The organism is uncultured Azonexus sp. (assembly GCF_937982035.1).
Taxonomy (GTDB): domain Bacteria; phylum Pseudomonadota; class Gammaproteobacteria; order Burkholderiales; family Rhodocyclaceae; genus Azonexus.
In genome coordinates, this window is the sequence record NZ_CALJNI010000014.1 from 97,151 (window position 1) to 108,642 (window position 11,492).

9 protein-coding genes are annotated in these 11,492 nt (G+C 62.3%); 6 read left to right on the forward strand and 3 right to left on the reverse strand.

The window, feature by feature from the left end; genetic code table 11:
* Genes Q0799_RS10575 through Q0799_RS10590 form a run of 4 tightly spaced genes read left to right on the forward strand, consistent with a single transcriptional unit; the run spans position 1 to position 4,702 of the window.
* Complete coding sequence (locus Q0799_RS10575) at positions 1-630, forward strand: YbhB/YbcL family Raf kinase inhibitor-like protein (protein WP_298398106.1); 630 nt, start codon at positions 1-3, stop codon at positions 628-630.
* 13 nt (positions 631-643) lie between these two features.
* Positions 644-1,303, forward strand: coding sequence for a transglutaminase-like cysteine peptidase (locus tag Q0799_RS10580; protein WP_298398108.1), 660 nt, complete (start codon positions 644-646; stop codon positions 1,301-1,303).
* A gap of 11 nt (positions 1,304-1,314) precedes the next feature.
* Positions 1,315-3,228: an EAL domain-containing protein gene (locus tag Q0799_RS10585; protein ID WP_298398110.1), complete on the forward strand. Its 1,914-nt coding sequence runs from the start codon at positions 1,315-1,317 to the stop codon at positions 3,226-3,228.
* Between the two features lie 4 nt (positions 3,229-3,232).
* A complete protein-coding gene (locus Q0799_RS10590; protein WP_298398112.1) occupies positions 3,233-4,702 on the forward strand; it encodes a CYTH and CHAD domain-containing protein in 1,470 nt (489 codons plus the stop codon).
* A 136-nt stretch (positions 4,703-4,838) separates the two neighbouring features.
* Here the strand turns inward: Q0799_RS10590 and Q0799_RS10595 are convergent, their stop codons facing one another.
* A complete protein-coding gene (locus tag Q0799_RS10595; RefSeq protein WP_298398114.1) occupies positions 4,839-6,689 on the reverse strand; it encodes a nucleoside-diphosphate sugar epimerase/dehydratase in 1,851 nt (616 codons plus the stop codon).
* A gap of 99 nt (positions 6,690-6,788) precedes the next feature.
* Positions 6,789-8,669 carry a lipopolysaccharide kinase InaA family protein gene (locus tag Q0799_RS10600; RefSeq protein WP_298398116.1) on the reverse strand — a complete coding sequence of 627 codons (1,881 nt, stop codon included), beginning with the start codon at positions 8,667-8,669 and terminating at the stop codon, positions 6,789-6,791.
* 30 nt (positions 8,670-8,699) lie between these two features.
* Here Q0799_RS10600 and Q0799_RS10605 point away from each other — a divergent pair, with 30 nt between their 5' ends.
* Positions 8,700-8,969, forward strand: coding sequence for a hypothetical protein (locus tag Q0799_RS10605; protein WP_298398118.1), 270 nt, complete (start codon positions 8,700-8,702; stop codon positions 8,967-8,969).
* 11 nt (positions 8,970-8,980) lie between these two features.
* Here Q0799_RS10605 and Q0799_RS10610 read toward each other — a convergent pair whose 3' ends face one another.
* Positions 8,981-9,574, reverse strand: coding sequence for a toluene tolerance protein (locus Q0799_RS10610; protein WP_298398120.1), 594 nt, complete (start codon positions 9,572-9,574; stop codon positions 8,981-8,983).
* A 121-nt stretch (positions 9,575-9,695) separates the two neighbouring features.
* Between Q0799_RS10610 and msbA the strand changes: the two genes are divergently transcribed.
* Complete coding sequence (gene msbA, locus Q0799_RS10615; RefSeq protein WP_298398122.1) at positions 9,696-11,480, forward strand: lipid A export permease/ATP-binding protein MsbA; 1,785 nt, start codon at positions 9,696-9,698, stop codon at positions 11,478-11,480.
* The last annotated feature ends 12 nt before the right edge of the window (positions 11,481-11,492 follow it).

Genomic DNA, 11,492 nt, shown 5'->3' on the forward strand with positions numbered 1-11,492 from the left:
ATGCAACTGAGCAGCAGCAGTTTTGCCGATGGCCAGCGTATTCCCGGCGATTATTCCTTCTGCACGCCGGACCCCGCCCGGCATGTCTGCCTGGGTAGCAACCGCAATCCGCAACTGGCCTGGTCGGGCGCCCCTGACGGCACAAAATCCTTCGTCGTCATATGCCACGACCCCGACGTGCCGAGCAAGGGCGACGACGTCAATCAGGAAGGACGAACCGTTCCGGCGTCGTTGCCACGCGTCGATTTCTTCCACTGGGTTCTGATCGATCTGCCGGCCAGCATCGCCAGCATCGGCGAAGGCGAGTTCAGCGGCGAAGTCACACCCCGAGGAAAACCTGGCCCTTCGGCCGCCCACGGCGCCCGCCAGGGAATCAACGACTACACCGCCTGGTTCGCCGGCGATCACGACATGAGCGGCGACTACTACGGCTACGACGGCCCCTGCCCGCCGTGGAACGATGAAATCCTCCATCACTACGTATTCACCGTCTATGCACTCGATATCGAGCGCCTGCCGCTGGAGGGCCGCTTTGGCGGCGCCGAGGTCCGTGCTGCGATGGCCGGGCACATTCTCGCCCAAGCCAGCCTGACCGGGACTTACACGCTCAACCCGGCACTGACGGAATAAACCGGAAGGCACCATGCCCAGCGCACGTCCCGGCCTGATCACCCTGCTGCTGCTCGCATGGATCGGGCTGGGATCGGCGTTCGGGCTGGATTTCGAACGCCTCAGGGACACGCTGCTCGCCCGCCACGGCCAGGAGCCGCTGGCGCTGTTCGAGGACTGGCAGCGCATGCTCGGCAGCGCCCGCGGTACAGGCGAGCAGGAGCAGGTCCGGCGGGTGAACGATTTCTTCAATCAGCGCATCGCCTTCGACGACGACTACTCGCTGTGGGGCCAGACCGATTACTGGGCCACGCCGCTCGAAACCATGGCCCAGCGTCGTGGCGACTGCGAGGATTTCTCCATCTCGAAGTATTTTTCGCTGCTCGAACTCGGCATACCGGTCAGCAAGCTGCGCCTGGTGTATGTCCGTGCCACCCAGGCCGTGCCCGGCGGTGGCAGCATCCAGCAGGCGCACATGGTCCTCGCCTATTATCCGCGCCCCAACGCCGACCCGCTGGTTCTCGACAACCTGAACAAACGGATCCTGCCGGCGTCGCAACGGCACGATCTTTCCCCGGTTTTCAGTTTCAACAGTGCAGGCCTCTGGCAAGGCACCGGCAACCAGACCAGCAGGAGCAACCTCTCCCGCTGGCAGGATCTGCTCGCCCGTGCCCGCGCCGAAGGCTTCCAGTGAGGTAAATGTCCATGTCCCTGTTCCGACAACTCTGGCTCGCCGTCATCGCCAGCACCATCATCGCCTTTGCCGGCAGCTTCATCGTCAGCATGGTGACCGCCCGCGACTATCTTGAGCAGCAGCTGGCGATCAAGAACAACGACAACGCCGCTTCGCTGGCCCTCTCCATGTCGCAACTGGACAAGGATCCCATCACCGTCGAACTGCAGGTCGCCGCCGTGTTCGACAGCGGCCAGTATGCCCAGGTCAGGGTGATCGACCCCGACGGCAAGCCGATGATCGAAAAGACCAGCCCGCCGTCCGCCGGTGGCGTGCCGGCCTGGTTCATCAGCCTGTTCCCGATCGAATCGCACCCCGGCTCGGCACAGGTCACCAACGGCTGGACCCAGTTCGGCACGGTCGAACTGGTCAGTCACAACCAGTTTGCCTACAGCGAACTGTGGAACGGCGCCTTCCGGCTACTCGTCTGGTTTGGTGCCGGCGGGGTGCTGATGGGCCTGATCGGCATGCAGATCCTGCTACGCATCAAGCGTCCGCTCGATGCCGTGGTCGGCCAGGCACAGGCGATCAGCGAGCGTCGCTTCATCCGTATCGACGAACCCACCACCCCGGAACTGAAAAGCCTGGCCAGCGCGATGAATGCCATGGTCTCGCGAGTCAAGGCCATGTTCGAGGAAGAAGCTGCGCGCCTCGAACAGGTCCGCCGCGAAGCCACCCTCGACAGCCTGACCGGGCTGGCCAACCGCGCCTACTTCATGAACCAGTTGGCGTCGGCGCTCAACGACGACGACGCGCCGTCCAACGGCAGCCTGGTCATGCTGCGCCTGGCCGACCTGGCCGGGGTCAATCGCCGCCTCGGTCGCGAAAGCGCCGACGAACTGCTGCGCCGGATCGGCAGCCATCTGGCCGGCAACGTCAGCGCCCACCCCGGCGCCGCGGCTGCCCGTCTCAACGGCGCCGATTTCGCCCTGCTGCTCCCCGGCAACGACAACCCGGCACCGGTCGCCGACCAGTTGCTGGCCCTGCTGCGCGACCTGGTCGCCGCCGGCCTGATCGACGGCGACGGCATCGGCCATATCGGCAGCGGCGTATATCGTCATGGCGAAAGCCTGGCCAGCCTGCTGTCCCGCGTCGACGCCGCGATTGCTTCCGCCGAGGGCGAAGGCAACCTGGGCTGGCGCTGCGCCAACAGCGACGATGCCCAATGCGCAAACAACAACGCCGACTGGAAGAAGGTGCTCGAATGCGCCATCGAGACCCAACGCCTGCGCCTGATCGAATTCCCCGTCGCCAACAGCAGCGGCACACTGCTCCACCTGGAATGCCCGCTGCGCCTGCAAGCCGCCGAGGATGGCGAATGGCTGGCCGCCGGCAGCTTCATGCCGGTCGCCTCCCGCCTGGCGATGACCAGCGAGCTCGACCTGGCCGCCGTCAACCTCGCGCTCGACCGCCTGGCGCTCGGCCTCCCTGCCGTAGCAGTCAACCTCTCCGGCGAATCCATCTACGACGCCGATTTCCGCCAGCGCCTGCATGCCATGCTCGGCAATCGCCGCGAACTGGCCGCCCGGCTCTGGCTGGAAGTTGCCGAAACCGGTGCCTTCCAGCACTTCGACGAATTCGTCGCCTTCACCGGCTTGATCCGCCCGCTCGGCTGCCGCCTCGGCATCGAGCACTTCGGCCGCCAGTTCAGCCAGATCGGCCGCCTGCACGATATCGGCCTGGATTACCTCAAGGTCGACGGCAGTTTCATCCGCGCCATCGACAGCCAGCCGGGCAACCAGGCCTTCCTCAAGGGGCTGTGCGGCATCGCCCACAACATCGGCCTGACCGTAATCGCCGAAGGCGTGCAAACCCAGGCCGAACTGGACATCCTGCCCGAACTGGGCTTCGACGGCGCCACCGGCCCGGCCGTGCCGAGGACCTGAGCGCATGGCCACCGAAATCGAACTCAAGCTGCGCCTCGACCCGAAGAACGTCCGCAAACTGCTCGCCCACCCCCTGCTGACCGGCACACCGAGCAGCAAGCAGCATCTGCTGAACACCTATTACGACACCCCGGAACTCGCTCTGCGTGCCCGCCGCGTCGCCATGCGCTTTCGCAAGAAGGGCTGGGAATGGCTGCTCACGGTCAAATCGGCCGAGCCCGCCAGCGGCGGACTGGCCGTGCGCAACGAATGGGAAACGGCGGCCGTCCCCGGCGTCTTCGACTTCACCCATGTCGACGCCACTGAACTGCGAAATTTCCTCGAACAGCACCGCGACCGCCTGGAGCCGGCATTCACCACCGATTTCCGGCGCCAGGCATGGCTGCTGCCGTGCGGCGAATCGCTCATCGAAATGGCGCTCGATCGCGGCCATATCGCTGCCCGGGGTCGTCGCGAAGCGATCTGCGAAGTCGAGCTGGAACTGGTCTCCGGCCGCATCGAAGACATCTTTGCCCTGACCCGGCAGCTGCAAGCGCAGATCAACCTGCATCCGGCCGTCGCCAGCAAGGCCGAACGCGGGTACCGGCTCTATCTCGACGAACCGCGCCAGGCATTTCGCGCCAAGCCCCTGCCGATCAACGCCCGGCAGACGCCGGTGGCCGCCTTTCGTATCATCGCCCTGGGTTGTCTCGAACACTTCCAGCGCAACGAGGAAGGTCTGCTGGCCGGCGGCGAAGCCGAATTCATCCACCAGGCCCGCGTCGCCCTGCGTCGCCTGCGCTCGGCCATCAAGTTGTTCGCCCCCGCCCTGCCGGAAGATTTCGTCGCCGCCTACGGACGCAGCTGGCAAACCCTGGCCGGCGCCCTGGGCGACGCCCGCAACTGGGACGTCTTCCTCGAAGAGACCCTGCCCCCGATCCACGCCGCCTTCCCGCACAACCACGACCTGCACCGCCTGCGCAACGAAGCCAGACGCCGCGTCAAATCGGCCCGCCACGCCATCAAGCACCTGCTCGCACTCAAGGAATACCCGCGCCTGATGGTCGAATTCACCGCCGCCGTGCATGCACTCACCGACACCGTCGACATCCCGCTGAAGCGCTTCGCCGACGAGCGCATCGCCGCCCACACCCGCAGCGTGCGCAAGATGGCCGAACAGTACGACACGCTCACCCCGGAGCAACGCCACATCATGCGCCTGCGCTTCAAGAAACTGCGCTACGCAATGGAATTCATGACCCCGCTGCTACCGACCCGCGGCATGAAAACCTACCTCAACACCCTGGCCAAGCTGCAGGAAACCCTGGGGCTGATCAACGACCAAGTCACCGCCGAACTGCTGATCAACGAAGCCCTCGGCCAGAAATCCGCGACAGCTGCGCACGGCTGGGTTGCCGGGCGGCATGAATTACTGATCGGACGGGTGCCGGAATTGTTGGCAGCGTGGTTGAAAGCGGACCCAGGGCTGTCATGAACAGTTCCCTACAGCAGACAATTTGCGATTTTTGACTGCTATAAGGAACCGCTATGGAAACAAGCAACTTCACATGGCCGCGTAGTTCTATTTCCGATCGTCAGTAATTCCGGGGGATTTCCGCCTGACTACAGACTCAGCCCCCCAGCACATCCTCATTGCCACATTGCGGCAGGAAACCATCCACCGCCGCAAGTAGGGTCGTCCGGATGGACTCACTGTCGCCTGCTTCGCAGGCGGCTCCTAGCGACTTCATGACTGACTCCATGCGCTCCAGCGGGTGCATGCTTTCGGTTGCACGCATAATCCTTGGGTGTTCGGTATTTGCCACCCGATCACCAATCAGGAGCTCCTCGTAAAGCTTTTCTCCCGGACGTAAACCAGTGTAGACAATTTCAACATCGCCGCTAGGATTGTTCTCGTCACGGACCTCGAGGCCGCTCAGATGAACCATCCGGCGAGCCAGATCAACGATCTGCACCGGCACCCCCATGTCAAGGACGAACACATCGCCATCGCGTCCCATAGCACCAGCCTGGATGACCAATTGAGCAGCTTCCGGAATCGTCATGAAATAACGAATGATACGAGGATCAGTGATGGTAATCGGCCCACCGCGCCTGATCTGGTCGCGGAAGAGTGGCACCACGGACCCGGATGACCCAAGCACGTTCCCAAAACGCACCATGGTAAAACGCGTCCCATCTGGATGACGCTCAGCCAGGGCCTGCAGGATCAACTCTGCAACACGCTTGCTGGCGCCCATGGTGTTAGTCGGACGAACTGCCTTGTCCGTCGAAATCAGGACAAAAGTTTCAACCCCCTGGGCCAGCGCAGCATGAGCGCAACACCAGGTCCCGATCACGTTGTTCCTGACACCCTCGCCAGGGTTTCTTTCAACCATCGGCACATGCTTGTAAGCTGCCGCATGGTAGATGGTCTGCACACCAAAACGGGCGATGGCGCGCTCAAGGCGCTCCTGATCGCACACAGAGCCAAGGATGGCAATCACCGGCACAGGGATGCCGCTCATCCCCCCGCGTCGTATCAGCAAATCTTGTTCGATGCTGTACAGCGCATATTCATTCAGTTCGTAGAGCACCAGGGTAGCAGGCAACTGATTGAGTATCTGACGACACAACTCGGAGCCAATCGACCCCCCCGCCCCGGTCACCATCACGACCTTGCCGGTGATATTGGCCTGGATAAGCGAAGGGATCGGTGCTACCGGCTCCCGCCCCAGCAGGTCCTCAATCCCGACCTCGCGCAAATCCTGGGTCTTGATCTTGCCCTCGGCCAATTCCGCAAGACCGGGCAAAGTACGCACCTGAACCGGATATTTTTCCAGCTCCTGAATGATTTCCGTACGGCGCGAGCGAGAAATCGAAGGGATCGCCAGCAAGACTTCCTGAACTTCGTATCTGGCTACTAGATGGGCAAGGAGTGCGGGATCGTAAACCTCCAGGTTCCCGATCCGCTTGCGATGCAAATTGCGATTATCGTCGAGGAAGGCGACTGGCCGCATTTCCCGGCTATTGGCAAGTGCAGCAGCCAACTGGACACCCGCTGCACCAGCACCGTAAATCACTACCGTTTTTCTCGGTGCATCGAGGTTCTCCGAAAACGTATCGCTATACCGCAGCCAGTACCAGGCGACAAGCCTTGTGCCAGCAATGAACAATCCGCTTAGCATCCCGTGGATGAAGACGATCGAACGAGGCACGTCCGGAAGTTTCGACAAAAAGACAAACGAGGCAAGAAGGGCCTCACTGACGATGACCGCCTGTCCCACCGTCAATAGGGAGCGTACGCCTAGATAGCGGATAACCGAGCGGTAAAGCCCGAAAAGCACGAACACGGGAAGCATGATTAGCGGCGCGACAAGAAGCAGCGAAAACACGCTATCCCAAGGAATGTCCAAGGTATCCAGGCGAAGGATAAAGGCTGCGACAATCGCTATTTCGAGAGAAACGAGGTCGGCGAACATGATTGCCAGCTGCTTCCCGACTCTCGGCCAGGCCACCATTTTTTTCCCGATACCAATCAATATCTTTCCCTCCCAGAATCGAAAGCAATCGCTTTTAATTCAATACGTTCGAAATAGATCGCGCAAGGCTTTCCGCCCGAAACGGCGCTTCAACTCCACCTTCAGGTCATAGCGTGCAAAAAACAGGCGGTGGTACCAAGAAAATTCTTTTCCGATGGCTGCAAAATAGATCGACAATAGCCGCTCACGCCCCGGCCAATGCAGCTTGTTGCACACCCTGACCAGATCTGCAAGTCGCACGAGCATCGGCAAAGGCCCCGGGAAAACCCGAATTCGCCCGGTATCTATCAGGGAAAACACCAATTCCCCTGCCTGACCTCGCTGCACCAAGAGGTTTCCGCCTGACAGATCGCGGAAAAACACCCCGCTCTGATGCAGATGCAGCAGGAAGGCGGCTACCTGCTGATAGGCATCCTCAGCCGCATGACCGGCAAAGCTCGATTCACCCGCAGCAAAGGCTGCAAACATCTGGCGCACCGAAAACTCCGCCTCGACGTATTCGCAAAGATAGAAATTCTGCTTCAGCGTCGAATCCCCGATCTTTTCGAACCAAGCCACCGGCGGCGCGACGCCGATGCCACGACGCAACAGTTCGCAGGTGCCGCTCCAGCTACGCAGCGCCTTCGATGGCTTGAAACGGTCGAACCATTGCTTGTGCAGATGCATTTTCACCGGCTGCTTGATAACTAGGCGCGCCGCCGGATCGCGTGGGTCGGCAACCGACCAGATCGCGTTGCGGGCGTGGCGCAGCACGGCCGCCCGCTGCACCTGCAGCGATGCCGGCGGCAGTGCTGCAAGCAGCGCCCGGGCCTTAGCCTGGGTCTCGGCGGCGACGATACCCTGCCAGCCATCAGCGCGGAAAAAATGCAGCACCTTGCCACCATGAACGTCGATCGCCACGTCCGGCAGCAGCCCCGCCCCAGCCTTCACAGCAACTGCCGTCGCTGCGGGCCAGTCGATATAGACCGGCATCTCGGTCAGCAATGTCGGCGCTTCATCGAGCGCCGCACCATTGCGGCCATGGAAGCTGGCGGCGGCCAGCGTCGCGGTATCGTACGCATCGACTAGGGCGGCGGCCCGGCCGTTGATGGTCCACGCAACATGGGTCAGGGCGCCGTCATTGCCAACAAAGGCATGGATCTCAAGACCATCGCCGCCGCACAAGCAACCGAGATAGCGCCGCCCCGGGATGCGGGCATTGAACGCGGCCAGGGCGGCCAGGGCCGGACGCGGGCGGAAATCAGCCAATGCACCGTCGACAGCAGCGTAATGGGTGATCCGCTCGAGCGCCGGATATTCGCTCACGCCATCGTCGACCAGTCCCTCGCGGTGGCAGATCAGCGGTCCCCACCATGCCCCATCGAGAGCCCCAGAGGCAGCAGCGAGGACCAGGTAGCGGGTCAGGTAATCGGCCTGTTTCTGCTCAGTGGCCGGCAGCAGGCGGCCGATGCGCGGCAGAGTCCAGAAGGCGGCAGGCGAGAACAGCCTGGGAACGCCGAAATCGGCGCCGATGCGCTGCAGCAGGCGGGCCTTCTTGACTAGGTTCATGCGCAGCAGGCCGGCCAGCCGCGGACCGAGAACCTTCGGATCATCGCGCTCCGGCTGAGTCGCCCGCTCGGCGAAGAGGTTATCGGTATGGATATCGGGAAGACGGCCACGTTTCTGCAAAGCTGCCAGGACACCGATGTTCCACGGTGGTTCGAAGTCGGTGATGCTCGGCCCGGCGAGCAGCAGTCCGCGCTCCCGGACTTCCTGACAGGCGATGTCCCAGGCAGCGAAAAACCCGTCCGGCGTATAGCCGGCCCAACGCTGGCGGTTAATCGTCGAACAGGCTTCGATCATCGCCACCCGCCCGCCCCAAGCATCCAGCGAGCCCCCTAGGAACTGCCGCCAGACGGCAACGGCGGTGGCATCGGGCATCGCCCGCGCGGCTTCGGAAGGCTGCAGCAGGTGGAGGACGACATAGAAACCGGCGTCGAGCAGGCGATCAAGCAGACGACCGGCCGGCCCGTCAGCATCACCGTAGGAAAAATCGAGACGGACGTTGGCGATGCCGGCCGTGCGCAGGGTAGCGATGATCCAGTCGTCAACTGCCGGATCGGGCGAAGCAGCAACGCCGACGCCGGCAAACCGCAACGGAACAGTGTGCCCGGCAGGTGGCTGATGACCGCTGGGGAATGCGAGGCGGCCACGCAACAGGCAGGCCAGGAAAGGCCATAGCATGCCCATACTCATCGCCGCCCCTTGCCGAGGATGAGCGGTAGGTCAATCCACTCGATTTCCGCCGCCACCTTGTACAGGCGCTGAATGTTGCGGCGGCGCAGGTAGGTACCGAGCGACCACGGATAGATGCGCATGTCGGAAAAATCGATCAGGCCAAGCCGGTCGTCCGGCGTGACGATGACGTTGCCGATGTGCAGCGAGCGGAAATAGACCCCGTTGTCGTGTAGCAGCACGACCAGCCGGTTGAATGCTTCGCGCAGGCGACGCTTGCGCGCGTCCGGCAAGGCCTCGCCGGCAAGCTGGCGCAGGGTAACACCGGGCAGCGGATGATAATGTACGGCGTCACGACCAAGCCCGGGGATGCGCAGGACGTCGATCACGTCCGGCACCGGCACACCGAGCGCGGCAAGCTTGCGGGCATTGGCGGCGAAGCGCGCGGCATAGGGAAAAAGCATCGCCGAGGTGATCAGGCGCTTGCGCCGGAACAGCTTGAGGATCGTCCCGTCGGAGAGGAGAAGCACCTTGGCGCCATGCGGATCGGCCTCGAGCACGCGCGCACCCTCGCGCATCGCCTGGTATTCCTGCTGCGTCAGCGTTCTCAATCCAAATTACCCGGAAAAATCAGGAGATTCTAGCATCGAAGGCACAAGAGGTTCGTTATGTCTCGCATGGTACACTCGCCCCACTTCCAATTACGCGTGCCGCATCCACGATCACCAAGCCATGTCGCATGACGGTGCCCAGTCCGCCTCTTCACTGAAAATCTACCTCCGGCTGCTCTTCTACGTCCGCCCATACGTCGGCTACTTTGCCATCAGTTTGCTCGGCTACGGTATCTTCGCCTCGTCGGAACCCATGCTGGCCGCGGTACTCAAGTATTTCGTCGACGGCCTCAGCGCCCCGCCTGAAACCACACATCACGACTTGCCGCTGATCGGTAGCGTACAACTGATGTTTGGCGTTCCACTACTGATGCTACTGATCGTAGTCTGGCGCAGCGTCGGCTCCTTCCTCGGCAACTACTTCCTGGCCAAAGTCTCGCTAGGTCTGGTCAATGACCTGCGGCAGGCGCTCTTCAACAGTCTACTGCAATTGCCGAACCGCTATTTCGATGAAAACAATTCCGGCCACCTGATCTCGCGCATCACCTACAACGTCACCATGGTCACCGGGGCTGCGACTGACGCCATCAAGGTTGTCGTCCGTGAAGGACTGACCGTGATCTTCCTGTTCGGCTACTTGCTGTGGATGAACTGGAAGCTAACCGCAGTGATGATCGTCATCCTGCCGGTCATCGGCGCCATGGTCAGTCGGGCCAGCCGCAAGTTCCGCAAGCAGAGCAAGCAGATTCAAGTGACGATGGGCGAGCTGACGCATGTCGCATCGGAAACCATTCAGGGCTACCGAGCTGTCCGCAGTTTCGGCGGCGAGCCTTACGAAGCCAGACGATTCAAGGCTGCCAGCGAAGACAACATGCGCAAGCAACTGCGCATGGTCAAAACTGGTGCCATTTTCACTCCAGCCTTGCAGTTAGTCTCCTTCTCCGCGATGGCAGTTTTGCTAACGCTGGTCCTTTACCTGCGCGGAGACGCAACGGCCGGCGACCTAGTCGCCTATATCACCGCCGCCGGCATGCTACCGAAACCGATCCGTCAGCTCTCCGAAGTCAGCGCAACGATCCAGAAGGGCCTGGCCGGCGCCGAGAGCATCTTCGCGCAGCTCGACGAACGCCGGGAAGACAACTGCGGCACCGTCGAGCGCGACCACATCGCCGGCCGGCTCGAAGTGCGCAGCCTGAGCTTCACCTACCCGGGCAGCGAACAACCGGTGCTACATAACATCAGCTTCACCGCCGAACCGGGGCAGATGATCGCCTTGGTAGGCCGCTCCGGAAGCGGCAAATCGACACTCGCCAACCTGATCCCGCGCTTCTACCACCATGGCGCCGGCGCTATCCTGCTCGATGGCGTCGATGTCGAGGAATACACACTGCGTAACCTGCGCCGCCACATCGCCCTGGTCAGCCAGCAGGTGACGCTGTTCAACGACACCGTCGCCAACAACATCGCCTACGGCGACCTCGCCGGCTGCTCGCGAGAAAATATCGTCGCCGCCGCCCGCGCCGCCTACGCCGACGAATTCATCGCCCGCCTGCCCGACGGCTACGACACGCTGGTCGGCGAGAACGGTGTACTGCTCTCGGGTGGCCAGCGGCAACGCTTGGCGATCGCCCGCGCCATCCTCAAGGATGCCCCATTGCTGATCCTCGACGAAGCAACCTCAGCGCTCGACACTGAATCCGAGCGCCACATCCAGGCAGCGCTGGAAACAGCCACCGCCAACCGGACGACGCTGGTCATCGCCCATCGTCTGTCGACTATCGAACACGCCGACCTGATCCTAGTCATGGAACGGGGCGAAATCGTCGAACGTGGCACCCACGTAGAACTGCTCGCATTGAACGGGCACTACGCCCGCCTGCACGCGATGCAGTTCAGCGAAACCTGAGCCGGAACCGCT

Excerpts from the sequence above, each read along its gene's own strand:
- Q0799_RS10600 (WP_298398116.1), bottom strand. The coding sequence starts at position 8,669 with ATGCCCGATGCCACCGCCGTTGCCGTCTGGCGGCAGTTCCTAGGGGGC.
- Q0799_RS10590 (WP_298398112.1), top strand. The coding sequence starts at position 3,233 with ATGGCCACCGAAATCGAACTCAAGCTGCGCCTCGACCCGAAGAACGTC.
- Q0799_RS10575 (WP_298398106.1), top strand. The coding sequence starts at position 1 with ATGCAACTGAGCAGCAGCAGTTTTGCCGATGGCCAGCGTATTCCCGGC.
- Q0799_RS10595 (WP_298398114.1), bottom strand. The coding sequence starts at position 6,689 with ATGTTCGCCGACCTCGTTTCTCTCGAAATAGCGATTGTCGCAGCCTTT.
- Q0799_RS10585 (WP_298398110.1), top strand. The coding sequence starts at position 1,315 with ATGTCCCTGTTCCGACAACTCTGGCTCGCCGTCATCGCCAGCACCATC.
- msbA (WP_298398122.1), top strand. The coding sequence starts at position 9,696 with ATGTCGCATGACGGTGCCCAGTCCGCCTCTTCACTGAAAATCTACCTC.
- Q0799_RS10580 (WP_298398108.1), top strand. The coding sequence starts at position 644 with ATGCCCAGCGCACGTCCCGGCCTGATCACCCTGCTGCTGCTCGCATGG.